Below are 24,848 nucleotides of genomic sequence, written 5' to 3'. Positions count from 1 at the left end.
CGGTGCGAGGAAGCGGCAGGTCAGGGAGGGGAACCGGCGCCGCCACCGTCGAGATCCAGACGGATCACGGCCAGCGTCTCGGCGACCTCGGCGGTGAGTTCGTCGTCGGGGCCGTACACCACGCACAGGTCCGCGTGCAGTGGCTCCAGGACGGCGAAGGCGTCGGCGGCCCGCTGCTGTGCGAGCAGCAACATGCCGATGTCCCGGCGCAGCTCCACCGCGTTCTCGCTCACGTCGCCGTCGACGGCGCGGACGGCGTCGAGCACGCCGTGCAGCCCGGCCAGCGCCTCGGTCACCTGGCCGAGTTCGCCACGGCAGCGCGCCGCCTGCGCCCGGCACTCCAGGGCCTCCTCGCTGCTCCGGCCGCTCACCCGTGCGTAGGCGTCAGCCAGCGCCTCGAATTCCGGCAGCGCGGCCCGGTGGTCGCCCGCCAGCTGACGGCTCACCGCCTGCCGCGTACGCAGCCGCAGAACGGCCTTGTTCTCCGAGCCGAGAGCCCGCGCGGCCGGTTCGATCATCTCGCCCACCACCTCGGCGGCCTGCGCGTAACGCTCCTCCTCCATCAGGGCCAGGTAGTGAGCGCGCACCTCGCGGAGCTGCTCCCTCAGTGCCTCCCGCTCGGCCGCGGGGACGACGGCCGGCGCCGCGTCCGGTCCGGCGGCGGACACGGGCGCCTGCGCGCTTCCGGTGCCGGTGCGTGAACGGGGCGCGTAGGGGCGCCGGAAGATGCCGGTCGGGTCGGGTGCCCCGGCGAGCCCCGCCACCTCGGGTTCGGACTCCTCGCCGGGCACCGGCAGGAAGGGCCGCAGCCGCTCGTACACCTCCTGCACGTCCGCCGGGCGCGCCTCGGGCGCCTTGCGCAGCAGGTGCAGGACGAGGTCCTCCAGGGCCTCCGGTACGTCGGCCCGCAGCCCGCGCAGCGGCACCGGGGCCGCGCTGACGTGCTGCATCATCAGCTGCCACTCGCTGTCGCCGCTGAACAGCGGCCGCGCGCACAGCAGTTCGTACAGCACACAGCCGAGCGCGTACAGGTCGGTGCGCGGCGTGACCCGCCCGCCGCGCACCTGCTCCGGCGCCATGTACTGGTGCGTCCCGATCGGACTGCCCGTCGCGGTCAGCTTGGTGACGTCCGTGCGCAGGATCGCCGCGATGCCGAAGTCCAGCACCTTCACCGTGCCGTCCCGGGCGACGAGGATGTTGCCCGGCTTCAGGTCACGGTGGACGACGGGCACGTCGTGCGCGTACGACAGCACGGTCGCCACCTGCGCCGCCACGGCCACCGCCCAGCTGACGGGGAGTGGCGGCCGGTCCGGGCGCACGTACGCGGTCAGCGGCACGCCGTCGACCAGTTCCATCACCAGGAACAACTGCTCGTACGACTCGTCGAGCACCGCGTCGAACACCTGGGGCACGCCCGGATGCTGGATGCGCGCGGTGACCCGCGCCTCGCGCCGGAACCGCTTCTCGAACTCCTCCGCCAGGTGCGGCGACGTCACGGCCTGCGGGCGGATCAGCTTCACGGCGACCGGACGGTCCAGCACGGCGTCGTAGCCGCGCCATACGTCCCCCATGCCACCGCGACTGAACTGCTCCAGCAGCTCGTAGCGCCCTGCGATCCGTCGTCCGTCCGGCACCTGGCCCTGGCCCCCGCCCGCGTCGAGTTTCCGAAGACTTCTTCAGAGGTGTTCGATGTGGTCCGGGATCAGTCTTCCGGGTGAGGGCGATCGCGTCCAACCTGCGTGGGTCCGGTTGCGTGATCAGGTCAGGCGGGGTAAGCGGTGCACTCCGCCCAGACGGTCTTGCCGGGCCCGCCCCCGGCGCGGGGCGAACAGCCCCAGCGGTCGGCCAGCGCCGCCACCAGCAGCAGACCGCGCCCGCCCTCGCCGTCGGGTGAAGGGACGGTGGGGAGGAGTGGGAGGCTCTCCCCACGGGTGTCGGTGACCTCGATCCGTACGGTGCGGGTCGGCGGGGAGGCCGTCAGGTGCACCTGGAAGTCCCGTCCCGCGACGTGCCCGTGCTGTACGGCGTTGGCGCACAGCTCCGCGGCCACGAGCGTGATCGCGTCGTGGGCCTCGCTGTCGTACGGGACGCCCCATGCGTCGAGGCAGTGCTCGCACATGCGGCGGGCGAGACGGGCACCTCGCGGGGTGGAGCTGAAGCGCATCGTGAATTGGTGCACCGTGACGGGTGATTGTGTTGCGGTCATGTACTCACGGTGGCGTGCGGTGGCCTAGCGTGACCAGTGGTGACGCGCCGCTTACGGGCCTTTGTACGAGGCGGGCGCGGGCGCTGTACGGGTCGGTACGCGGGGGAGAGGCGGCAAGGCGATGACCGAGGTGAGCGACGGGCAGCAGCAGCGGCCGGAGGACGAACCGGGGACGGGCGTGGTGACGGCGTTCGGGCGCCAGTTGAAGCTGCTGCGGACGCGGGCGGGGCTGGAGCGGGCTGAGTTCGGCAAGCGGCTCGGCTACTCGGCGGACACGGTGGCGTCGATCGAGCAGGGCAGGCGGATCCCCAAGCCTCAGTTCATCGAGAAGGCGGATGAGGTGCTGGGGGTGGGTGGGGTCCTCACAGCACTGAAGGAGGAGGTGGAGAAGGCTCAGTATCCGGCGTTCTTCCGGGACATGGCTCGGTTGGAGGCTGGGGCGATCGCCCTTCATGTGTACGGCGCCTTGGCCGTACCAGGCCTGTTGCAGACAGAGGACTATGCGCGTGCGGTCTTCACCATGCGGCGCCCGCTTCTTGATGACGAAGTTGTCGAGCAACGCATTGGGGCTCGGCTGGAGAGACAACAGATCTTCTCGCGTCGACCACTCGCCACGCTGAGCTTTGTGATCGAGGAGTCCGTTCTGCGTCGGCCGATCGGCGGGCGATCGGTGCTGCGGGGACAGTTGGAGCAGATCCTGTGGTACGGACAGCTCAGGAACGTGGAGATCCAAGTCATGCCCACCGAGGCGGCCGAGCACTGCGGTCTGGGCGGGCCGTTCACCTTGATCGAGAACAAGGACGGACGGAGGATGGCGTACGTGGAGGTACAGCGGACCAGCCGCCTCTACACCGACCGTGCAGAAGTGCGGGATGCTGAGGAGCAGTACGGCATCCTGCGGGCTCAGGCCCTGACTCCACGCGAGTCGCTGGCCTTCGTCGAGGGACTCCTGGGAGAGAGATGACCCATCGAGTGAGTGAGCTGACCGTTCCCGAATCAGCTTGGTTCAAGAGCAGCTACAGCAGCGGGGAAGGTGGGGAGTGCGTGGAGGTCGCCGCAGCCTCCGATGCGGTCCTCGTCCGTGACTCGAAGCAGTCCGCAGGGGCCAGGCTCGTATTCGACCTTGAAGCATGGAGTGGCTTCGTGCGGATGGCCGTCGAGCGCTGAACCGGCGGACGTACGACGAACAGGGCCCGGTGCGATGCACTCGCACGGGGCCCCACTCGCGTCAGATGTCGTCCAGCCCTTCCTCCCGGCGGATCATCCGCCAGGCCGCGCGGCGGGCGCTGCGGTCGAGGTTGGACTTGAAGTCCCGGTCCGTACCGAAGTAGCGCTTGCCGAGGGTGTCGATCGTGGAGACATGGTCCATCATGTTCTCCTCGAACTTCTTGTCGAAGACGATGCCGAAGTTCTCCTCGTCGTTGACGAGGGCGGCGGCCCGCACCTTCGGGTCCTTCTTCGTGGCGTTGAAGGCCGGGAGGACGTCCTCCTCGGTGAACTCCGTGCCGAACTTGGCGTTGAACTTCTCGATCAGCTCGGACAGCAGTGACTTCTCGGCGTCCTTCGCACCGCCGACCCCGTCGCCGAACCCCTTGAGCTCGGCGGGGCCCTCAGGGTTGAGGGACACGTCGTGCTCGCCGGTCTTCTCCACGCGCAGGTGACTCAGGTCGACCTCACCTATGTCGACGCCGCCATCCGCGAGGCGCGGGAGCCGGTTGAGCAGGTAACGCCCGTACAGGTACAGCCGCTCCAACTCGGCGTCCCGGTACGGCACGATCTGCGCGAGGAAGCCGTACTTACGGACGTAGTCGTTGAGGTGGGCCCGGAACTCCTCGGCGGTCTCGACGTCATCCTCCTCCTCGCTCTCCAGCAGGGCGGCAAAGCGGGTGACGGCGGGGGAGAGGAGCCGGTACAGCTCGGCGTGCAGCTTCTCCCACTTGGACTGCGAGCCGCCGGCCTTCTCCTGCGCCTCGAAGTACGCGGCGGCGAACTCGTCCATGTCCTGCTCCGAGATGATCGGCGCGGACATGACGCGGCTCTGGGCCGTGTAGAGGAGGTTGGGGTCGGTGGGGAGGGTGTGCGCCTCCTCGAAGTAGGGGCGGAAGGCGTCCCGGATGTCCTCGGCCTCGTTGACGAAGTCCAGGACGGCGAGGTCGGCCTGGGACTTGCGCTCGGCGGTGCGGTTGAGGCGGGAGAGGGTCTGGACGGCCGCGATGCCGGTCAGCGTCTTGTTGACGTACATCGTCGTCAGGAGCGGCTGGTCGAAGCCCGTCTGGTACTTCTCCGCGACGACCAGGATGCGGTACTCCTGCTGCCCCTTGCCGCCGGCCTTCGCGGCCTTGTCGTCGGCGCGGGTGTAGGCGAACGCCTTGGGCAGCGCGTTCTCGGAGAGGCCGCCGTTCTCCTTGACCTCGGTGGTCTCCTCGCCGTCGATGGTGAGGGTGCCGGAGATCGCGACCAGCACACCAAGGTCCGGGTACTTGGTGTCGTACTCCCGGTCCTTGATGTAGCTGCGGATGGCGCGGGCCATCTGCACGGCGGAGTGGCGGGAGGCGGTAACCACCATCGCCTTCGCTCGTCCGCCGAGCCGGCCGCGGGTGTGGGCGAGGAAGTGCTCGACGATCACCGTGGCGTGCTGGGACACGGTGTGTTCGTGCATGAGGGCGAACCGGGCGAGATGGCTGTTCGCCTTGGAGGGGTCGACCTCCTTCTCGTCGCGGTTGAGGTTGGCGAGCTTCCAGTAGGTGTTGTAGGTGACGTAGTTGCGCAGCGGGTCGAGAATGAAGCCTTCCTCGATGGCCTGGCGCATGGAGTAGGTGTGGAAGGGCCGGTAGACGGTCTTGCCGTTCTCCACGCCTTCCGTGCCGAAGAGTTCGAGCGTCTTGGACTTGGGCGTGGCGGTGAAGGCGAAGTAGGAGAGGTTGGCGGCACGGGAGCGCGCCACGGCCTTCGCCTTCAGCTGGTCGTCCACGGTGACCGTGGTCGCGCCCTCGTCGTCCGAGTCGGCGTCCAGGCCGAGGTCGCGCAGGGCGGACTTCACGGCGGTGGCGGCGTCGCCGGACTGGGAGGAATGCGCCTCGTCGACGATGATCGCGAAGCGGGTGCCCTTGATCTCGGTGGGGTTGCGCTTGATGTAGTCCAGCAGCGCCGGGAACGAGTGCAGAGTGACGGTGACGATCTTGCCGGTGTCCCGGGAGAGCGCACGGGCGAGCTGCTCGCTCTTCGCGCCGTGCTTCTCGTCGACCTTCACGACCAGGCCGTCCGTCTGCGAGAAGCTGCCGACCGTCGCCGAGAGCTGCGCGTCCAGGGCGCGGCGGTCGGTGATGACGATGACCTTGTCGAAGACGGGCTCGCCGGGCTTGATGCGGCCGTCGGCGAGAGCGTCGGGCCTGAGAACGGCCGGGTCGGTGCGGGCGTGCAGGTCGCTGAGGCGGTGGGCCAGCCAGCCGATGGTGTTCGACTTGCCGGACCCGGCGGAGGCCATCACCAGGTAGTTCTGGCCGGCGCCGTGGACGGACGCGTGCGCGGTGAGCTTCCGGACCACGTCCCACTGGTGGAAGCGGGGGAAGATCGTCTTCTTGGTGGTGCCGCCGCCGGGTGTCTTTTCCTTCTGCTGGTGCACGAAGCGCTGGAGGAGGTCGAGCCAGTTGTCCCGCTGCCAGACCTGTTCCCAGAGGTAGGACGTGGAGTGCTGGAATGGGGTGGTGGATGCCGGGTTTCCTGCCCCGCCGGGCTGGCCGGGGCCGTTCGAGCCGGTGTTGAAGGGCAGAAACTGGGTGCTCTTGCCGCGCAGTTGCGTGGTGACGAAGACCAGGTCCGGGTCGACGGCGAAGTTCGCGATCACGCGCCGCGTGAAGATCAGCTCGGTCGGGTCCCGGTCGGTCCGGTACTGCTCCTTGGCCTGCTCGACGCCCTGTCCGGTGAGAGGGTTCTTCAACTCGGCCGTGGCGACCGGTATGCCGTTGAGGAACAGGGTGAGGTCGAGCCGGTGGCCCCAGTCGGCCTGCTTGGTGGCGTAGGGGAGTTCCCGGACGACGGTGAGGCGGTTGGCGCGGTAGCCGTTGAGGACGGAGTCGGCGGAAATGAGGTTGGGCTTGAAGTAGGCGACGCGGAGACGGACGCCGCGGTCCTTGACGCCGTTGCGGAGAACGTGGAGCAGCCCGTCATCGGCGATGGCCCGGTCGAGCCGCTGAGCGAAACCGCGCTGTGCCTCGTTGGCGTTGCGGCCGTAGACGGCGAGCAGTTCGTTCCACTCGTCGGGCTGGGTCGCGCCGATGAAGGTGAACAGCTCGTTGGTGTCGAGCCCGAGGTCGGCTTGGTAGTCCTCGGCGTTCGCCTCGCGCCAGCCTCGCTCGCAGAGGGCGGCGACTATGGCAGACCCGAAGGAGGACTCGTCGTGCACGGGGCTCATACGGTTACTCCTTCGGTTACGTTGCGTCCGCTGGCGGTGGTTACGTCGAACTGACCGGTTACGGCGGCGGTAATGAGCGCTTGGCGGCGCTCGCTGAGCAGGGCGAGCTGTCTCTTCGCAAGGTTGACGAGCTGGAGGCCGTCATCGCGGCCTCCTTGGATCTGAGTGACCAGCGCATCCTGCTGTTCTAGCGGCGGGCAGAAGACCTGAAGCTTGAGGCCGTCTCCGACGCGCATGTGCTCGTGGAGTGATCCGGCTCCGAGTAGACGTAGCTGGCGGTTCATGTGAGAACTCAGGAAGTTGAAAAGAAGGAGTTCCTTCCTGATGCGCGACTCGTTGGCCCGATAGAGCATGATGCGCTGCCCGAGGAAGACATTTTCATCCCCGCGTAGCATTCCAACCTGACCCAATGGGGCTTCACGGGTGAAGAGAACATCCCCGGGGCGAGGAGCGCCACGTCGGTTCCACTCGATGAAGACATCCTTCTCAACGCAGAAGGCGTCGGTCAGGTCCACCTCGCCGTTTCGGATGTTGGAGGTTCTGATCATCTTGTACGGGGTAGTCTCGGCTGACACCGGAGCCGTCTTGTTGACGCAGTCGACGATGGCACGGCAGACAGCCGACACCGGAACGCGAGAGTCCACCTGATATTCGGCGAAGGCGTCGTCGACCACAGCCCGGACACGCTCTTGAGCGAGATCGGTGAGTCGACGGAAGCGCTGGGACACAGCGTCGATGCGGGCGGTCTCGGCGTCGAGGAAGTCGGCAATGCGGCGCTGCTGCTCGGGAGGAGGGACGCGCATCGAGATGTTGGCGTAGCGGTCGGCGTTGAAGTTCTGGATGGTGGAGGCGACGGCCTCGGAATGCACCGTTCCTTGGAATCTGGCGGACTGTGTCGTGTAGTTGAGGAAGCGGGCTTCCACTTCCGGTTTAGGGCGGAACCGGATGAGAAACCCAGCGAACGTGTGTCCCTGCGCCTGCTCCGGAACGAGGAATGAGCGCCCCAGGGTGCCGCTGCGAGACAACAGGATGTCCCCCGGGAGCAATTGGTGCCGGGCCTCGATGGCCATGTCGACATGCACCCCGGACTCGGGGTCCCTCAGGGTGCCGTCGGCAGCGATGTCGGAAGTCCTTATGAGGCGGGTTCCGGTTGCCGAGTAACTCTCGGCGGCGACGTTCAGGCCGTACTGTCCCGAGTCGACGCACAGGTGCTTCAGCCGCGTCTCCTTCCAGGTCACTCCGTCACTTCCTTAAGAAGCTCCTGAATCTCCGCCTCCAGCGCCTTCAGCTCCGCGTCGATCTCCGCCAACGGCCGAGGCGGCTCGTACACATAGAAGTGCCGAGTGAACGGAATCTCGTACCCGATCTTCGTCTTACTGCTGTCGATCCACGCATCCGGCACATGCGGGTGAACCTCGCGCATCAGGTACTCCTCGACGCTTTCACCCAACGGCACGTTCTCGTAGTCCCGAAGCTCCCCATCCGGCTCCGGCTGCCCCTTGACGAGCTGCACCTCGCCCTCCGGATCCCGCACCCCGATGACATCCCGCAGTGCCTTGTTGAACGGCGCCCCCGTGGGCCACGTCCCGCCGGCCTGCACCACCGCGTCCTTCAGCGCGAGCCAAGCTTCCTGCTTCGTGCCCCAGCTCGCGCCCATCAGGGACTTGAACGCGTCCGCCAGAACCGGCGCCTGCGGCAGCTTCTGGATCGCCTTGGACACCTCCAGCGCCGCCAGCGCCTCCTCCGTCACCTCAAACCGCAGCCGCAACGGCCGCTCTACCGTGATCCGCTGGTAGCCGAAGTCCTCGTTGCGGAAGACCTTCACCTTGCCGTGCAGCGGGTGCTCCGGGTCGTCCACCACGGCCAGCGCCTCGCCGTACAGCTTGACCACCGTCGCGATGTGGTCCGAGCCCAGCTGCTTGCGCTTGTCGCCGAGCGACTTCCGTATCTTCTGCCACTGGTCGCGCGCGTCCAGCAGCACGACCTTGCCCTTGTGGTCCGGGCTCTTCCTGTTCGTCAGGATCCAGAAGTACGTCGAGATGCCGGTGTTGTAGAAGAGCTGGTCCGGCAGGGCGACGATGCCCTCCAGCCAGTCGTTCTCCAGGATCCAGCGGCGGATCTCCGATTCGCCCGAGCCCGCCGCACCCGTGAACAGCGGCGAGCCGTTGAAGACGATCGCGAGCCGCGAGCCGCCCCCGCCGTTCACATCCACCGGCTTCATCTTCGAGATCATGTGCTGCAGGAACAGCAGCGACCCGTCGTTGATACGCGGCAGCCCCGCCCCGAAGCGGCCGGCCTCGCCCAGCGTCTTGTGCTCCTGCTCGACCTCGTCCTTGACCTTCTTCCACTCCACGCCGAACGGCGGGTTGGCCAGCATGTAGTCGAAGGACTTGCGGGCGTGGCCGTCGTCGGAGAAGGAGTTGCCGAAGGCGATGTTCTCCGGGTCCTGGCCCTTGATCATCAGGTCGGACCGGCAGATCGCCCAGGACTCGGGGTTGAGTTCCTGCCCGTAGACCTCGACCGTGGCGTCCGGGTTGAGGTCCTTGATGAGGTCGTCCATCGCGGAGAGCATGCCGCCCGTGCCGCAGGCCGGGTCGAGGACCGTGCGTACCGCGCCCGGGAGCTGCAACGCGTCGCCGTCCGGGGCGACCAGCAGCCGTACCATCAGCTGGATGACCTCGCGCGGCGTGAAGTGCTCACCGGCCGTCTCGTTGGACTGCTCCGCGAAGCGGCGGATCAGCTCCTCGAAGATGTAGCCCATGTTGTGATTGGGCACGACCTCGGGACGCAGGTCCAGGTCCGTGAACTTGCCCATGACCTGGTAGAGCAGCCCGGCCGCGTCCAGCCGCTTGATCTGCTGCGCGAACTCGAAGCGTTCCAGCACGCCCCGCGCGTTATCGGAGAACGCCCCCACGTACACCTGGAGGTTCTGCGCCGCGTTCTGCGGGTCCGCGGCGATCTTCTTCAGGGTCAGGCTGGAACGGTTGTAGAAGGAGTGGCCCGAGGCCCGCCGCAGGAAGCGGTCCGGGTCGATGCCGCTGTCCTTGTGCTGCTCCGCGATCTCCGCGACCTTCTCGCGGGTCGGCTCCAGCACGCACTCCAGTCGCCGCAGCACCGTGAACGGCAGGATGACCTTGCCGTAGTCGGACTGCTTGTAGTCCCCCCGCAGGAGGTCGGCGACGGACCACGCGTGGTTCGCCAACTCCGTGTGCTTACTGCTGTTCAACTGGATCCCCGGATTCCTTCCGCAATGTCCCAACCCCACCGCCCGGGCCGATCAGCCGACCGGGACGGTCCGACAAGTGTGGTCTATGTGTGAGGCGCCGCGTGCCTAATGGGGCGAATCGTCACCCCGGCCGCGTACCGCGTCCCCCTCCGCCGCCTCCCCTGCCGGCAGCAACTGCCCGCCCGTGAGCCCGCCCGCCAGCAGCCGCGCCGTCTCCTCCGCCAGCAGGGTCGCCCGCCGCGCCTGCGCCCGGAGCTCGTGCACGTGCCGGAACGCCTCCCCGTACCGCCGCTGCTCCTCCAGCGGCAGCAGCGGCACGCGCAGCCGGCCCGGGCTGACCGTCAGGACCGTGCTGCCCGTCGACGCGGCCGCGATGTTCTCCTCCGCGCCCAGGAACCCGGCGAGGAACCAGGCGTCCAGGCGCGCCGGGTCCGGCCGGAAGAGATGGACGTGAAGCCCGAGCAGCGCGCCGGCGTCCTCCTCGTCCGCGACCCTGGCCATCGAACCGTCCTCGCTGGCGACCGCCCGTACGAGGACGTCCCCGAGGGCGATCACGGGCGCCGTGTGGCCGGGCAGCTCCGCCGGGTCGCCCGTAGGACCAGACCCGCGTGCGATGTCCGAGCCGGTGAGCACCGCGCGGGCCGTGTCCGGCCGCTGCCCGCTCCCGCTCCCGCCGCCGTCCGCGCGGCCCCGCGCGCCCTCCGGCAGGGACCGCAGCAGGGTGAGTGCCCCGCCGCGCGCGAGGTCGGAGGCCGTAGCCGTCCGCCACTCCCGGGCCGAGGCGCCCGCGGCGCTCCAGCCCTCCCGGCCCGCCGTCCGCGCGAGGGACCGCGCGGCGCCGACGAGGCCGCGGCGCGCGGTGTCGAGCCCGGCCGACAGCTCCGCCGGGTCGACCTCGGCCCGCGACGCCCGCACGAGCCGCGCCGGGGTCAGATCGACCACGTCGTCCAGCAGATCCACCACACCGACCGCGTGCGCGACACCGGGTTCGCCCTCGAAGGCGTCCGGGTTCTCCGTGAACGCCCGCCACGCGCCCAGGGCGCGCCCTGTGACGCCCTCCCAGTCCACGGACGAGGACCGGCCCCCGCCCCGCGCCCGCGCGGTCACCGCCGTTCCACCTCGCCCGGCCGCCGTCGCCGTACCCGTCGCCGCGTCCGCCGCCGTGTCAACGAACAGCACCGACTTGCGCTCCGGGCCGCCCGGTTCGGGCCGTTGCAGCACCCACACCTGGAGCCCGACGTGCAGCGGCACCGACGCGCCGGCCGGTAGCGCGATCACCGCGCGCAGGGCCCCGCTGCGCACCAGTTCCGCCCGCACGCGCCGCCCCGACGCCCGCCCGGCCGTGGCCGGCGGCAGGAGCAGCGCCGCGTAACCACCGGGCGCGAGATGGGCGAGCGCGTGCTGCACCCACGCCAGCTCCGACTCGGCGCGCGCCGGGACGCCGTACGCCCAGCGCGGGTCGTACGCCAGCTCGTCGTGGCCCCAGTCGCGCACGCCGTACGGCGGGTTGCACAGCACCGCGTCGGCGAGCAGGTCGGGGAAGGCGTCCGCGCGGAGGCTGTCGGCGGCGCGCACGCTGACCGCGGCCTCCGGAGCTGTCAGCATCAGACTCACGGAGCTGCGCAGCGCCTGCACGGGCAGGGTGTCCTGGCCGTACAGTTCACGCGCGCCCTGACGCGCGGCCGCCGCGAGCAACGTGCCGCCGCCGCAGGCCGGGTCGAGGACGCTCGACGGAGACCCCGGAACCAGGCGGGCCAGCAGGTCCGCGAGCGGCGCGGGGGTCAGGTACGCGCCGGACGCGGCGCTGTCCTCCAGCTCCCGCTCCGCGAGCACGCCCAACGCGGCCTGGCCCCCCTCGTCACGTACACACGCGTACAACGCGCGCAGCACCGCCGCGTCGCCCGCACCGAAACGGACGGGACCGGCGGCCGGCACGGCGTCGGCCGCGGTGACGGCGTCACGCTGCGCGTGCGCGACGAGATCCGCGTCCGACGACTCCGTTACGGCCGTCAGTTCCTCCGGTGAGTGACCCGCCGCCGCGAGGACCAGGAGCAGCAGGCCCTCCGACACGCCGCTCCCACCGCTCTGCGCGCGCAGACGCAGCGTCGTACGGAGCTCCTCCGACGGGCTCGCCGCCGAGACGTGCCCGCGCGCGGACAGCCAGGCCCGCACGGACTCGAGGTCGTACAGCGGGCTGCTCTCCGTGCCGCCGGACGGCGCGGGGAAGTCCTCGTGCCGACGGCGCCAGTTGCTGACCGTGGCGCGCGTGACCCCCGCGATGCGGGAGATCTCGGCGGCGGTCACCTGCGCGGATGACTGGGGCATGGCGGGAGTCCTGAGCCTCTCTGGAGTGAACAGTAAACAACCTACAACGTCCGTCAAATCTGTCAATGTGATTGACGATGCTTTCACTGTCATGCTTCTCTGGTGTTGCTTCCGAAGGGGAAGCCGACCGCAGAATCTCCGGGGGAGTCTTCATGCTTCTGACCATGCCGACCGCCGTCGTCGAAGGCACCCAGCTCACGGTGATGCCGTTCCGTGCCGACGCCGTCGTCGGAACGATGTCCGTGCCCACGCTCGTCCAGCTGGTGCCCTCGCCCCGCGCCGAGGAGGACCCGCGCAAGCTGAAAGCCGCGTCCGGCCTGGTGCGTCGGCACGCCGAGCTGCGGGCCACCGTGCAGCGCACGCTGAAGTCCTCGCAGAAGGGCAAGAACGTCGGCCCGTACGCCGAGTACATCGCCGCCGGCCTCAAGGGCGAGCTCGGCGCCGCCTGGTCCACGCCGCCGGTCACCCTGTGGCACGCCGGACCGCTCGCCGCCCTCAGCGACGAACTCGTCCCCGGCAGCGGCCTGCGCACCCTCACCGTCGCGCCGGGCACCATGGTCATCGCCATCGACGGCGAGACCCAGACCACCGCCTGGCACGACCTCTACGACGACCCCGAGGCGTACGGCCTGACGTACCCCGAACTCGCCCAGGTGCGCCTGCCGTTCGAGCTGTACGTCGACCTCGCGCCCGCCGACGCGCGGCAGATCTTCTACGACCGCAACGTGCAGGGCGTGGCCGTCGCCAAGAACCTGGCCATGTCCATGGACCAGCGCGACTACGGCACCCGGCTCGCGCACCTGGTCGCGGACGCGGTCAACGTCGACGTGGACGGGCAGCGGGTGCCCTTCGCGCGCCTGGTGAACGTCAGCAAGCGGCAGGTGTCCGCGACCGACCGCGAGGTCGTCACCCTCTCCGCGCTGCGTGCCCTCGTCGTCACCACTCTTTACGGGCGAGGCGGCCTCCAGCGGTCCGCCGAGTCCGTCCAAGAGGACGAACTGCCGACGGGGTACCGGCCCGAGCAGGTAGAGGCGGCCCTCGTACCACTCCTCGCCCAGCTGATCGCCCGCCACGCCCGCGATTTCACCGAGCGCACCGCCATCACCGCGCCCGCTGTCCTCGCGGGTATCGGCATCGCCGCCCACCACACCATGCCGTGGGCCGACTCGGCGTCCGCCTTCCGCACGGACGATCTGGTCCGCCTCCTCGACGGCATCCGCTGGGAGCGGGAGGCCAAGTACTGGGACGGCGTGGCCGCCAAGGCAGGCACGTCCGGACGCCTCAACTTCAGCGGTGGGGTCAAGGACTCCGGCGGCCGGGTCGCCGAGGCGATCCTCTATCCGGCGACCGAGGCGGGCCGCAGGATCCGCGGCTTCTGACCCGGGCGTTCAAGGGGAGCACGAGGACGGGCCGTTAGTGGTCGTCTCCAACGACAATTTCGCTCCCTTTCAGATGGGCAACCCTTGGCTTCTGGACGATGGCAGGGTGCTGGGCGCCACTCATTCCCAGGGAGTGTGGGTTTTCGACCCACGCAGGCCCAACGTGGCCGGATCAGCGGGGCGTCGGCGCTGACGTCGGCTCGGCCGACCGGGGCTGCCGCAGAGGACGTATGGGAGGCGGTGCGGCGCTCGGCAGCGGTCGGTGGTAGCGCGTCACCACCGGCGGCACGACCGGGTGCGCCGCCTTGGTCCGAGCACGGCGCACGGCGTCCTCAATCCGCCCGCACCGTGATGTAACGGACCGGCCGGTCCTCCACCTTCGTGAGCAGGCCCTTCTGTGCTAGATCCCGGAGGATCCGGCGGGTGTGCTTGTCCTGCGGGTCGTGTCCGGCATCGCGCAGCGCGCGCAGGCTGCGTTCGGTGTCCCAGTAGCCGCCGTACGTCCGCACCGCTTGCTCGAGGTCGGCGCGCTGGCTGGTGGCCGGAGTCGCCTCGGTCATCGTTCGCCGCTCCTCAGACAGGGTCGGTGAGCGCGGTGGAGTGCGCCCGTTTGGTGTGGTGGGCGATGCTCGCGCGGGTGCCTGCGTAGTCGCTCGACGAGCACCTCCCATCCGCACCAGCCGTCGTCATGACGTCACCGTAGGCCAACGACGAGGGCCGGACGGGCAGTTTGCCGTGTTCACCGACCCAGGCGGAGTCCGCCGCCGCAAGGCACCGCCCGGTCGAGTTCCGGGTCGCCGAACTCAGCGCGCAGGGCCTGGAAGGCGGTCACCTTGTCCTCCCCGAAGCGGCGGACGTGGGCGGCGTATTCGTCGGGGGAGAGGAACGCGGATGGCCTGGACTTGGTGTGGAACTTGTCCGCGTACATCACCAGTCTCTCCTCCTCCGTGACCGCCAGGTAGTCGGCGGGAGGGATGGGCAGCCCCTGGCTCACGATGTCGTGTCGCGTGAGTCCGACTCCGGTGTGGTGGGAGCAGAAGCGGCGGAGGGTTTCCGGGAAGCCCTCCGCTTCGAGGATCTCGTGGCCGAGCAGGCCGTGCCGGATGTAGTTCTCGTGGTCCAGGCGTCCGTCCTCCCCGTAGAGGCGGTAGACGCCGATGTCGTGCAGGAGGCAGCCGGCGCGGACCAGTTCGGCGTCGAGGTGGGCGAGGTGGGGCGCGGAGAGGAGCTGCTCGGCGATTCCCCAGACGATCTCGCAGTGCGTGTGGACGAGCGTGAACGCCTCGGCGGTGGGCGCGTGCTTCTCGTGCAGTGCTCGGATTTCTTCGGGGCCCGGAATGCTCACCGGGGGAGCGTAACAACCGTCGATCCCGCCCGGTCGGCCAGTTCCCACGCCACCTGTCTTCACGCGATCGGGTGAGGGTGAGGAGAAGCGGGCACGGGCTGGGATCGCGGGCCGTTCGAGCTGGTGACGGGGGCTTCTCGTCCATCGCCATCACGACAACAGCGGGAGCACACCATGGGCCTGCACTTCCACCGCAACCCCGACGGCACCACGACCGGGCGCAACGAGGCCAACGGCTTCACCGTGACGCATGCCGACGAAGAAGAGGTGAAGCGGCAGTTGTACGAGGACGCCGGGTGGGAGTACACGCCTCCACCGCCTCCGGTTCCGCCCGGGTTCCACAGGTTCTCGTTGGTGCACGACGAGTTCAGGGCCTCCGGGTTCGAGGACGAGAGGTATGCGGGGCTGAGGGCGCGTCCGCCGGAGGGGTGCGTGCCGGTCGACTGGGGGTGCTTCGCCCTGGAGTGCGAGCGGCCGGGGAAGACACTCATGGACGCGGTCGCCGGTACCGTCGCGGATATCCGCAGAGAGCACGGGCTGGTGATGAACAGCCTGGGTGTCGAGAAGCCCCAGGAATGGTTCGACGCGGACGACAAGAACGGCTACGCGGCGAAGATCGTCGCGCACTTGGTGCTGATGGCCGCCGACCGCGCCCGACTGCTCGGGTACGGGCGCAAGGACGTGGTCCGGCTACTCGACGCCACAGGGATCGAGTAGCCGGCGAAAGACGTGGTGGGTGTGCTGTCCCTCAGGTCAGGCCGGCCGGACCCGGCACATACCCCGGGTCCACCTGCGCCGCCAGGTCCTCGCCCGTCCGCGCGTCCCCCCACGCCCGCGCGTTGCGCAGGTGGAACTCGACGGCGTGGCGGTGCAGTCGGTCCCAGTCGCGGACGTGGGAGTCGACCGTCTCCCGGAGCACGCGGAGGGCGTGGAGGTTGTGCGGTTCCAGGGACGCCAGCGCGTCCGGGCCGGGCTCGGTGCGTCCCTGTTCCGCCGCGCGGATCCAGGGGGACTGCACCAGGTGCGTCAGGAGGTCGTCTCCCACCTGCTCCTTCAGGAAGAGCAGGTCGTCCTCGCACGTCACCTTGTTGCCGACGACCGCCACGCGGATGCCGAACCGTTCCGCGTGGTCGCGGTACTGGCGGTAGACCGAGACGCCCTTGCGGGTGGGTTCCGCCACCAGGAAGGTGATGTCGAAGCGGGTGAACAGGCCGGAGGCGAAGGCGTCCGCGCCCGCCGTCATGTCGACGACGACGTACTCGCCGGGACCGTCCACCAAGTGGCCGAGGTACAGCTCCACCGCGCCGAGCTTGGAGTGGTAGCAGGCCACGCCCAGGTCGGACTCGTCGAACTCGCCCGTGGCCATGAGCGGTACGCCGCCCGCGCGGCCGACGTGCCGGGCGTGGAGTTCGTCGTCGCCGAGCGGGCGCAGGAGGCGGGAGCCGCGGCCCGGCGGGGTCGTCTTGATCATCGCCTCGGGGGAGGCGATGCGAGGGTTGGTGCCGCGCAGGTAGTCCTTGATGGAGGTCAGGTGCTCGCCCAGGGGAGGGGCGGACACCTCTGTGGGGCCGAGCGCCTCCGCCAAGTGCTGGTTGATGTCGCCGTCGACGGCGAGGACCGGGGCGCCGGATCGGGCCAGGTGGCGCGAGAAGAGCGCCGACAGCGTGGTCTTGCCGCTGCCGCCCTTGCCGACGAAGGCGATCCTCACGACCGGTCCTCCTTTTTGAAAATGGATGTCATGTGGTCAGGTTTAGGGAGTGACCGTCACGGGTGTCAAATTCCTTGGGCCGTTCGGGGGTGACGCGCCTTGATGCATATGCTGTGCAAGTGCGTTTGAAGAGCATCAAGAGCCCTGTCTGGTTCTTCGCCGTCCTCGCCGCCCTCGCCGTCGTCCCGGCTCTGGCCGGGTGCTTCGCCTCCCCGGGTGGGGAGTCGGCGTCGGGCGGCGGACAGTCGGGGGCCCGGCTGCGAGTCGCCCTCGCCTTCCCGCCCGCCGAGAACTTCTCGCCGTACGGAGCCGACGCCACGCTGCTCAGTCGGCTCGGCGTCACCGAGGGGCTGACCGCCCTGGACGCCAACGGCGGCGCCACCCCCGCGCTCGCCCGGTCCTGGCGCCGGGAGAGCGACCGCACCTGGCAGTTCACCCTGCGGGACGCCGCCTTCCAGGACGGCACGGACGTGACCCCGAAGGCCGTGGCCGGGGCGCTCACCCGTGCTGCGCAGGCGGAGCCGCCGCCCGCCGCCCTCGCCGGTGTCACGCTGGACGCCCGGGCCGACGGCGGCCGCCGCGTACGTATCACCACTGGGACGCCCGATCCCGTCCTGCCCGTGCGTCTGTCCAGCCCCAGCCTGGCGATCCTGTCCCCGAAGGCGTACGGCAAGGGCAACCCCGACCCGGTCGGCACCGCCACCGGACCCTTCGAGATCACCAAGGTGAGCGGAACCGGCTCCGCCACCCTCGACCGCTTCGACGACTACTGGGGAGGCCGGGCCCAGGCCTCCGGCATCGACGCCCGCTTCGTCAAGGACGGCACCGCGCGCGCCAACGCGGTGCGCAGCGGCGACGTCGACATCGCCGAGGCGATACCCGTGGCCCAAGCCCCCACGCTCGACAAGGCGACCCTCACGGAAGCCGGCACCACCCGCACCACCAGCCTGCAGCTCAACACCGGGTCCGGGCCCTTCGAGGACCCGAAGCTGCGTGCCGCCGCCCGCCAGGCGATCGACTCCTCCGCCATCGTCGAGGGCGTCTTCGAGGGGTACGCCGACCCGGGCGCGGGCATCTACGGCCCCGCCGTCACCTGGGCCGAGGGCAAGAGGGTGAAACCGGCCGGGCGCGCGGACGCCGCCCGGCCCGACGGCACGCGGATCACCCTCGCCACCTACGACAACCGGCCCGAACTCCCCGAGGTCGCCCAGGTGGTGCAACAGCAGCTCCAACAGGCCGGGTTCGAGGTGGAGCTGGAGGTGCGCGAGTACTCACGGCTGGAGAGCGACGCGCTGGCCGGGAGGTTCGACGCGTTCATCGGCGCCCGCAACAGCCTCCTGGACACCGGCGACCCCGTCGGCATCCTCGCCAGTGACTACACCTGCGACGGCGGTTACAACCTGGCGCTGCTGTGCGACAAGAACGTCGACCGGGCCGTGAAGAAGGCCGACGGGACCGACGGCACCGGTGAACGGCAGGACGCCGCCATGGCAGCCGAGGCCGAGATCCTCGGCACGGACGCGGTCGTGCCGCTCGCCCACCAGCGGATCATCGCCGGTGTCTCCACCAGGGTCCGGGGCGTCATCCTCGACCCGTACGAGCGGACCCTGGTGGGGGCCGGAACGCGTCGCTGATCAGCGCGTCATGCGGGCAGCCTGGTGTCGACCACGCAGCTGATCTCGACCAACTGCCCGGGGAAGGTCAGTTCGGTGACCCCCAGGGCCGTGGTGACCGGACGGTGGGCGCCGAAGTAGGCCCGGTTGGCCTCCGCCGCCGCTCCGGCGTTCCGGATCAGGTCCACGGCGTACACCGTCTGCGAGATGATCTGGTTGCGGGTGGCGCCGTAGTGGGCGAGGACCTTGTCGATGTTGACATGGGTCCGCTTGAGCTGGGCGGCGAAGTCGTCCTCGGGACGGAAGTCGCCCGCGTCGTCGAACGCGAGCTGCCCGGAGACATGGATCAGGTCGCCGGATCTGATCGCCTGCGCGTATCCGAAGTGCTCCTCGGCCGGTATGCCGTGGTCGTAGACGTCGGTGGTGGTCATGGTTTCCGTCCTTCTTTCGCCGAGCGCGGACCCGCGCTCTCTTGTGGTTACCCGGAAACCGTAGGAGAGTGAGCGCCGACCTGGAAGAACGCACTTTTCAGTGACTGGGGAACCAGATGGTGACCAAGCAGTTGAGAGACCTGCCCGAGAACGCGGACCTGCGGCGGGCGGACTCCCTGGCGCGGGAGATCTTCTCGGACGTGGCCAACAAGTGGGCGTTGCTCATCATCGAGGCCCTCGGCGAAGACACCCTGCGCTTCAGCGAGTTGAGGGACGCGGTGGAGGGCGTCAGCCACAAGATGCTGACGCAGAACCTGCGGATGCTGGAGCGCTACGGCCTGGTCGACCGGAAGGTGCATCCCACCGTGCCGCCGAAGGTCGAATACACCCTCACCGAACCCGGCCGGGCCCTGCGCGCCACAGTCGACCTGCTCTGCGGCTGGACCCACCAGTACCTGGGCCATATCGAGGCGGCGCGCGACCGGTTCGACGGCTGAACAGGGCCGGGCGTCAGCCCGCGACCAGCTCCCGCACCTGCCGCGGGGCCGAGCGCTCGCCGGGCTCCTCGGCGCGCGAGGTCCGGTACAGCCACAGCACGTCCCGCCCGAACGACCACACCAGCAGGCCCAGAGCCAGCGCCGCCACACCGAAGTTGGCCGCGTACGGCAGCAGACCGGCGCCCGCCAGCAGCAGGAGCACGCCCTGGAGCGCCGCGACCGTCTTCCGGGCGGTGCTCGGCGGGAGCGCCGCCGTCAGCCACGGCCACACCTTGGCCGCGGCGACGAAGACGTACCGCATGCCGCCGATCAGCAGGACCCACGGGCCGAGTTCCATCGACACGTACACGCTCAGCACCAGGATGAGGAACGCGTCGACCTCCATGTCGAAGCGCGCGCCCAGCGGGGTCGAAGTGCCGGTGCGGCGGGCCACCTTGCCGTCCACACCGTCGAGGAGCAGTGCCACCGCCGTCAGGCCGACGAACAGCGACACGGGCGGCGAACTCTGGAAGGAGTCCGCGACCAGCGCGGTGACCCCGCCGACGAGGGTGGCCCGGCCGAGGGTGACCCGGTTCGCCGCGCCGAAGCTGCGCAGCCCGGAGCGGTGCAGGGCCCGGGAGAGCACCGCCCAGGTGGCGAATCCGAACGCGAGGCCGCTCAGCCAGCCCGCCGGGCCCATGCCTATCGCCGCGCCGATCAGGGCCAGCAGCAGGACCTGCACCCCCGCCCCCACGGCGGTCTCCTGCTGTACGAGCCTCGCGTCGTAAGTGTTGTTCAGGGCCACCGAACACCCTCCGGCCGTGTGACAGAGTCGATCAACGCCGCTACCTTGTGCGCGGCCTGTGCACCCCTCGGTACGCAGGCGGCTTCCCGATCGTTCAGGAGGACTTCGATGAAGCACACCGGACGTGCGTTTTGGATCGACTCGCCTGGGAAGGGGGTGATCCAGGATGTCACCCTGCCTGAGCGTGGCGACGGCGAGGTGCTGGTCCGCACGCTGTTCTCGGGCGTGAGCCGCGGCACGGAGACGCTCGTATTCCGCGGTGGCGTGCCCGTCAGCCAGCACACCGCGATGCGGGCGCCCTTTCAGGAGGGCGACTTCCCGGGGCCGGTGAAGTACGGCTACCTCAACGTCGGTGTGGTGGAGGAGGGGCCCGAGGCGCTCGCCGGCCGAACGGTCTTCTGCCTCTATCCGCACCAGACGCGGTACGTCGTCCCCGCGAGCGCCGTGACGCCCGTGCCGGACACCGTGCCGGCGGAACGGGCCGTGCTCGCCGGGACCGTGGAGACCGCCGTCAACGCCCTGTGGGACGCCGCCCCCCTGGTCGGCGACCGGATCGCCGTGGTCGGCGGCGGCATGGTCGGCTGCTCGGTGGCCGCCCTGCTCGCCCGGTTCCCGGGCGTCCGCGTCCAGCTGGTCGACGCCGACCCGTCCCGCGCCGAGGTCGCCGCGGCGCTCGGCGTCGGTTTCGCCTCACCCGGGGACGCCCTCGGCGACTGCGACCTGGTCGTCCACGCCAGCGCCACCGAACAGGGCCTCGCCAGGTCCCTGGAACTGCTCACCGCGGAGGGGACCGTCGTCGAACTGAGCTGGTACGGAGACCGGCGGGTGAGCCTGCCGCTCGGCGAGGCCTTCCACTCCCGGCGTCTCGTCATCCGCTCCAGTCAGGTCGGCACCGTCTCCCCGGCCCGCCCCAACCGCACCTACGCCGACCGGCTCGCCGTCGCCCTCGACCTGCTCGCCGACCCGGCGCTCGACGCCCTCGTCACCGGCGAGTCCGCCTTCCAGGACCTGCCTGACCTGCTGCCGAAGCTCGCCTCCGGCCAGGTCCCGGCGCTCTGCCACCGCGTCCGGTACGACGAGAGCGATTGACGCATCGGCAGACTAATCGTTCCATCAGGTACGGCATCGTCCCCGGCAAGAGCGCCTGACCTGAGAAAAGACGTACCCGAGGCTGAACAAGGGAAGGCAAGGACCCGTATTACCCGTCATCCCCGGCAGCAATCAGCGGGGGAGCAGACGCGCCGCACCTGGAGGGTCGTCCGTTGTTCAGCATCACCGTCCGCGATCACATCATGATCGCCCACAGCTTCCGCGGCGAGGTCTTCGGACCGGCGCAGCGCCTGCACGGCGCAACGTTCCTCGTGGACGCCACGTTCCGGCGCGAACAGCTGGACGAGGACAACATCGTCGTCGACATCGGGCTGGCCACCCAGGAACTCGGGGCCGTCGTCAGCGAGCTGAACTACCGCAACCTGGACAACGAACCCGACTTCGCCGGGGTCAACACCTCCACGGAGTTCCTCGCCAAGGTCATCGCCGACCGGCTCGCCGAGCGCATCCACAAGGGCGCCCTGGGCGAGGGCGCCAAGGGCATCGCCGGCCTGACCGTCACGCTCCACGAGTCGCACATCGCCTGGGCGAGTTACGAGCGTGCGCTGTGACCGACACGACGATCGAGCGGCCGGGACCGACCGGAGGAGCACCGGCGCGGCTGAACTACGTGCCCGTGCAGCACGCCGCCCTGAAGAACGCCGAGATCATCCCCATGTCCCTGCGCACCGTGCACTTCGTACTGCCGGGCGGCGTCGACGACCCGGCGGCGCCCAGCGGCGGCAACGCCTACGACCGGCGCGTGTGCCTGGACCTGCCCGGCTTCGGCTGGCAGGTGACCAAGCACGCAGTGGCCGGTGACTGGCCCCGGCCGTCGGCGGCGGCCCGCACGGAACTCGCCCGCGCCCTGAGCGGCCTGCCGGACGGTTCCGCCGTCCTGCTCGACGGTCTGGTCGCCTGCGGTGTCCCGGAGATCGTCGTACCGGAGGCGGAACGGCTGCGCATGGCCGTCCTCGTCCACCTCCCGCTCGGCGACGAGACCGGTCTCGACCCGGCCCTGGCCGCCGAACTGGACGCCAAGGAGCGGGCGGTGCTGCGGGCCGTCCCGGCCGTCGTCGCCACCAGCGACTGGGCGGTCCGCCGTCTGGTCTCGCACCACGGCCTCCCTCCGGAGCGGGTGCACGTCGCGGCGCCCGGTGCCGACATCGCGCCCCTGGCCCCCGGCACCGACGGTGTCTCGCGGCTGCTGTGCGTGGCCGCCGTGACGCCGCGCAAGGGACAGCACCGGCTGGTGGAGGCGCTGGCCACGGTGACGGACCTGCCGTGGAGCTGCGTGTGCGTCGGCAGCCTGACCCAGGACCCGGAGTACGTCGCCCACCTGCGGTCCCTCATCAGGGACCACGGGCTGCAGGACCGGCTGGAGCTGGCGGGCCCGCAGACCGGCGCCGCCCTCGACGCCAGCTACGCCAAGGCCGACCTGATGGTTCTCACCTCCTACGCCGAGACCTACGGCATGGCCGTGACCGAGGCGCTGGCGCGGGGCATCCCGGTCATGGCCACGGACGTCGGCGGACTCCCCGAGGCGGTCGGACGCGCCCCCGACGGCGGGATGCCCGGCATCCTCGTGCCGCCGGAGAACTCCGCCGCCATCGCCGCCGAACTGCGCGGCTGGTTCGGCGAGGCGGACGTGCGCCGCCGTCTCAAGGCGGCCGCCCGCGACCGACGTGCCGCCCTCGACGGCTGGGCGACGACCGCACAGAGCCTGGCGGCGGTCCTGCGCCGGCTCCCTACCGACCCCTGGAGGGCGGCATGACGAACCCGGTGACGACCCACCAGAACGGGACGATCCCGGCCCAGCCCGGGCCGAGGGAGGCCGCGGAGTCGATGGACGGCGTGATTCCGGGTGCCGGCCCCAGTGGCAAGCCCGGCTCGCGGCCCACGGTGAAGCTGCGCGAGGCCGGACCCGAGGACCCGCCCCGTTACGCACCCGAGTGGCTTCAGCTGCGGGAGCCGGCCGACGCCGCCGCGCGGGCCCACGACCTGCTCGACCCGCTGCGCATCCGGCTTGCCAACCTGCCGGGCAAGCCGGGCGGCGTCGTCATCCACGACCTGGGCTGCGGCACCGGCTCGATGGGCCGCTGGCTCGCGCCCTGCCTGGACGGTGCCCAGCACTGGATCCTGCACGACCGCGACCCCTACCTGCTGCACTTCGCTGCGGTCGCCTCCCCGCGCTCCGCCGCCGACGGCAGCCGGGTCACGGTGGAGACGCGGCGCGGCGACATCGCCCGCCTCACACCGGACGCCCTGCAGGGAGCGTCCCTGGTGACCGCGTCCGCCCTGCTGGACGTGCTCACCCGTGAGGAGATCGGCACCCTCGCCGCCGCCTGCGCCGGAGCCGGCTGCCCCGCGCTGCTGACGCTCTCCGTCGCCGGCCGGGTGGAGCTGACCCCCTCTCACCCGCTGGACGCGGAGATCGGCCAGGCGTTCAACGAACACCAGCGCCGCGACGGACTGCTCGGCCCCGACGCCGTCACCGCCGCGGCCGAGGCGTTCTCCGAGAACGGTGCGACGGTACGGCTGCATCCGAGTCCCTGGCGGCTCGGCCCCGACCAGGCGGCCCTCACGGAGCAGTGGCTGCGCGGCTGGGTCGGGGCAGCGGTCGAACAGCGCCCCGAGCTGCGGGCCGAGGCCGACGCGTACCTCGCCGAACGCCTGGCGGCCTGTGCGGCCGGCGAACTGCGGGTGACGGTCCACCACACCGACCTCCTGGCCCTGTGCCGCCCGGCGGGCGGAGCGTCATGAGCCCTCAGGCGACGGGGACGAAGGCGGTACCGGGAGGTGCGGCGGCGGGGGTGTGTGAGCGGCCGGCGCCCGCCGACGCGGAGTGGTTCCCGGAGACCGGCAGTGCCCGGTGCCCGTCCCTCGGGACCGGCACCGGCGGTACGGACGAGGCCGGCTTCCAGGCCCTGTCCGTCACCGCCCCGTCGCCCCGTCGCCGCATCCGCGGCGCCCTCACCCGGTTCGGCTCACCGAGAGTCCGCACCCACCTCGGCACCTGTGCCGGAGCCGTCATCCTCGGTGTGCTGATGTGGCGGCTGGGTACCGGAGTCCTTCTCGACGGGCTGCGGCGGATCGACGTGCAGACGTTGCTGCTGGCCCTCGGGCTGGGGCTGGTCACCACCGTGTTCAGCGCGTGGCGCTGGGCGCTCGTGGCCCGGGGCCTGAAGATCCGGCTGCCGTTCGGGCCGGCCGTCGCCGACTACTACAGGGCGCTGTTCCTCAACGCGGCCCTGCCCGGCGGCATCCTCGGTGACGTCCACCGGGCGGTGCGGCACGGGCAGAGCGAGGGGGATGTACGCAGGGGCGTGAAGGCCGTCGTCTTCGAACGCGCCGCCGGGCAGATCGCGTTGTTCGCCGTGGGCGCGGTGGTCCTGCTGACCATGCCGTCCCCGGTGCTCGCCGACGCCCGGCACATCGCCCCGCTCGCCGTCCTGGCCGCACTCGGCGCGCTCGCCGTCGTCCTCGCCCTGCGCATGAACCGGACGGCACCGTCCCGCCGGAGGCGGGCCCTGCGCGGCGCGCTCGCCGAGGCGCGGGAAGGGCTGGTGTCCCGCCGCAACTGGCCCGGAGTCATGGTCAGCTCCGTGGTCGTTCTGGCAGGCTACGTCGCCATGTTCGTCCTCGCCGCCCGGGTGACCCAGGTCGCCGCCTCCGTGGCCGTACTCGTGCCGCTCGCGGTCCTCGCGCTGCTGGCGATGGGCGTGCCGCTGAACGTCGGCGGCTGGGGACCGCGGGAGGGCGTCACCGCCTGGGCGTTCGGCGCCGCCGGCCTGGGCGCCGGCCGGGGGCTCGCCGTCGCGGTCGTCTACGGCG

21 protein-coding genes and 1 pseudogene are annotated in these 24,848 nt (G+C 70.5%); 11 read left to right on the top strand and 11 right to left on the bottom strand.

Going from position 1 to position 24,848, the window contains the following annotated elements:
• Positions 1-20: 20 nt before the first annotated feature.
• Both IE212_RS27925 and IE212_RS27920 read right to left on the bottom strand, forming a co-directional pair.
• Positions 21-1,634 (bottom strand): serine/threonine-protein kinase, encoded by a 1,614-nt coding sequence (locus IE212_RS27925; protein WP_190200742.1) that lies wholly within the window; start codon positions 1,632-1,634, stop codon positions 21-23.
• Between the two features lie 128 nt (positions 1,635-1,762).
• Positions 1,763-2,206, bottom strand: a complete 444-nt coding sequence (locus IE212_RS27920) for an ATP-binding protein (RefSeq protein WP_229864624.1) — start codon at positions 2,204-2,206, stop codon at positions 1,763-1,765.
• A 121-nt stretch (positions 2,207-2,327) separates the two neighbouring features.
• Between IE212_RS27920 and IE212_RS27915 the strand changes: the two genes are divergently transcribed.
• Positions 2,328-3,170 (top strand): helix-turn-helix domain-containing protein, encoded by an 843-nt coding sequence (locus tag IE212_RS27915; RefSeq protein WP_190200741.1) that lies wholly within the window; start codon positions 2,328-2,330, stop codon positions 3,168-3,170.
• On the top strand, positions 3,167-3,373 hold the full coding sequence (locus tag IE212_RS27910) for a DUF397 domain-containing protein (protein WP_190200740.1): 207 nt from the start codon (positions 3,167-3,169) through the stop codon (positions 3,371-3,373). The genes IE212_RS27915 and IE212_RS27910 overlap by 4 nt, the downstream gene beginning before the upstream one ends.
• 61 nt (positions 3,374-3,434) lie before the next feature.
• Here the strand turns inward: IE212_RS27910 and IE212_RS27905 are convergent, their stop codons facing one another.
• The 4 genes from IE212_RS27905 to IE212_RS27890 form a co-directional block, all read right to left on the bottom strand.
• Positions 3,435-6,617, bottom strand: a complete 3,183-nt coding sequence (locus IE212_RS27905) for a type I restriction endonuclease subunit R (protein ID WP_190200739.1) — start codon at positions 6,615-6,617, stop codon at positions 3,435-3,437.
• Positions 6,614-7,855 (bottom strand): restriction endonuclease subunit S, encoded by a 1,242-nt coding sequence (locus IE212_RS27900; RefSeq protein ID WP_190200738.1) that lies wholly within the window; start codon positions 7,853-7,855, stop codon positions 6,614-6,616. Before IE212_RS27900 ends, IE212_RS27905 begins: the two co-directional genes overlap by 4 nt.
• The gene (locus IE212_RS27895) at positions 7,852-9,843 is read right to left on the bottom strand and encodes a type I restriction-modification system subunit M (protein WP_190200737.1); all 1,992 of its coding nucleotides are present in this window, start codon (positions 9,841-9,843) and stop codon (positions 7,852-7,854) included. Before IE212_RS27895 ends, IE212_RS27900 begins: the two co-directional genes overlap by 4 nt.
• A gap of 105 nt (positions 9,844-9,948) precedes the next feature.
• Positions 9,949-12,168 carry an N-6 DNA methylase gene (locus IE212_RS27890; RefSeq protein WP_190200736.1) on the bottom strand — a complete coding sequence of 740 codons (2,220 nt, stop codon included), beginning with the start codon at positions 12,166-12,168 and terminating at the stop codon, positions 9,949-9,951.
• 152 nt (positions 12,169-12,320) lie between these two features.
• Here IE212_RS27890 and IE212_RS27885 point away from each other — a divergent pair, with 152 nt between their 5' ends.
• Positions 12,321-13,547: a DNA sulfur modification protein DndB gene (locus IE212_RS27885; protein WP_190200735.1), complete on the top strand. Its 1,227-nt coding sequence runs from the start codon at positions 12,321-12,323 to the stop codon at positions 13,545-13,547.
• 332 nt (positions 13,548-13,879) lie between these two features.
• On the opposite strand, the gene IE212_RS27880 is transcribed toward IE212_RS27885, so the two are convergent.
• Together IE212_RS27880 and IE212_RS27875 are read right to left on the bottom strand one after the other, a co-directional pair.
• A complete protein-coding gene (locus IE212_RS27880) occupies positions 13,880-14,107 on the bottom strand; it encodes a hypothetical protein (RefSeq protein ID WP_190200810.1) in 228 nt (75 codons plus the stop codon).
• Between the two features lie 179 nt (positions 14,108-14,286).
• On the bottom strand, positions 14,287-14,892 hold the full coding sequence (locus IE212_RS27875) for an HD domain-containing protein (protein ID WP_190200734.1): 606 nt from the start codon (positions 14,890-14,892) through the stop codon (positions 14,287-14,289).
• A 174-nt stretch (positions 14,893-15,066) separates the two neighbouring features.
• Here IE212_RS27875 and IE212_RS27870 point away from each other — a divergent pair, with 174 nt between their 5' ends.
• Positions 15,067-15,609, top strand: coding sequence for a hypothetical protein (locus IE212_RS27870; protein WP_190200733.1), 543 nt, complete (start codon positions 15,067-15,069; stop codon positions 15,607-15,609).
• Between the two features lie 31 nt (positions 15,610-15,640).
• On the opposite strand, the gene IE212_RS27865 is transcribed toward IE212_RS27870, so the two are convergent.
• Positions 15,641-16,600 carry an ATP-binding protein gene (locus IE212_RS27865; RefSeq protein WP_190200732.1) on the bottom strand — a complete coding sequence of 320 codons (960 nt, stop codon included), beginning with the start codon at positions 16,598-16,600 and terminating at the stop codon, positions 15,641-15,643.
• Between the two features lie 125 nt (positions 16,601-16,725).
• Here IE212_RS27865 and IE212_RS27860 point away from each other — a divergent pair, with 125 nt between their 5' ends.
• A complete protein-coding gene (locus tag IE212_RS27860; RefSeq protein WP_373301442.1) occupies positions 16,726-18,234 on the top strand; it encodes an ABC transporter substrate-binding protein in 1,509 nt (502 codons plus the stop codon).
• Between the two features lie 8 nt (positions 18,235-18,242).
• Here the strand turns inward: IE212_RS27860 and IE212_RS27855 are convergent, their stop codons facing one another.
• Complete coding sequence (locus tag IE212_RS27855; RefSeq protein ID WP_190200730.1) at positions 18,243-18,644, bottom strand: RidA family protein; 402 nt, start codon at positions 18,642-18,644, stop codon at positions 18,243-18,245.
• 116 nt (positions 18,645-18,760) lie between these two features.
• Between IE212_RS27855 and IE212_RS27850 the strand changes: the two genes are divergently transcribed.
• On the top strand, positions 18,761-19,141 hold the full coding sequence (locus tag IE212_RS27850) for a winged helix-turn-helix transcriptional regulator (RefSeq protein ID WP_190200729.1): 381 nt from the start codon (positions 18,761-18,763) through the stop codon (positions 19,139-19,141).
• A 13-nt stretch (positions 19,142-19,154) separates the two neighbouring features.
• Here IE212_RS27850 and IE212_RS27845 read toward each other — a convergent pair whose 3' ends face one another.
• Complete coding sequence (locus IE212_RS27845; RefSeq protein WP_190200728.1) at positions 19,155-19,925, bottom strand: CDP-alcohol phosphatidyltransferase family protein; 771 nt, start codon at positions 19,923-19,925, stop codon at positions 19,155-19,157.
• Positions 19,926-20,033: 108 nt separating this feature from the next.
• On the opposite strand from IE212_RS27845, the gene IE212_RS27840 reads away from it, so the two are divergent.
• The 5 genes and pseudogenes from IE212_RS27840 to IE212_RS35170 form a co-directional block, all read left to right on the top strand.
• A complete protein-coding gene (locus tag IE212_RS27840) occupies positions 20,034-21,014 on the top strand; it encodes a zinc-dependent alcohol dehydrogenase (protein ID WP_190200727.1) in 981 nt (326 codons plus the stop codon).
• Between the two features lie 173 nt (positions 21,015-21,187).
• Positions 21,188-21,586: a 6-pyruvoyl trahydropterin synthase family protein gene (locus IE212_RS27835; protein ID WP_010043117.1), complete on the top strand. Its 399-nt coding sequence runs from the start codon at positions 21,188-21,190 to the stop codon at positions 21,584-21,586.
• Entirely contained in the window at positions 21,583-22,788 is a 1,206-nt protein-coding gene (locus tag IE212_RS27830; protein ID WP_190200726.1) for a glycosyltransferase family 4 protein, read from the top strand. The genes IE212_RS27835 and IE212_RS27830 overlap by 4 nt, the downstream gene beginning before the upstream one ends.
• Positions 22,785-23,777, top strand: a complete 993-nt coding sequence (locus tag IE212_RS27825) for a class I SAM-dependent methyltransferase (RefSeq protein ID WP_190200725.1) — start codon at positions 22,785-22,787, stop codon at positions 23,775-23,777. The genes IE212_RS27830 and IE212_RS27825 overlap by 4 nt, the downstream gene beginning before the upstream one ends.
• Positions 23,774-24,814, top strand: a pseudogene (locus IE212_RS35170) (lysylphosphatidylglycerol synthase transmembrane domain-containing protein); the annotation flags it as partial. The gene IE212_RS27825 and the pseudogene IE212_RS35170, both read left to right, overlap by 4 nt.
• Positions 24,815-24,848 lie beyond the last annotated feature (34 nt).

The sequence above is a fragment of the Streptomyces djakartensis genome, from assembly GCF_014651075.1.
GTDB classification, from domain to species: Bacteria; Actinomycetota; Actinomycetes; order Streptomycetales; family Streptomycetaceae; genus Streptomyces; species Streptomyces djakartensis.
Note: the sequence above shows the minus strand (reverse complement) of the source record. Positions and strands in the feature narration are given on the sequence as shown.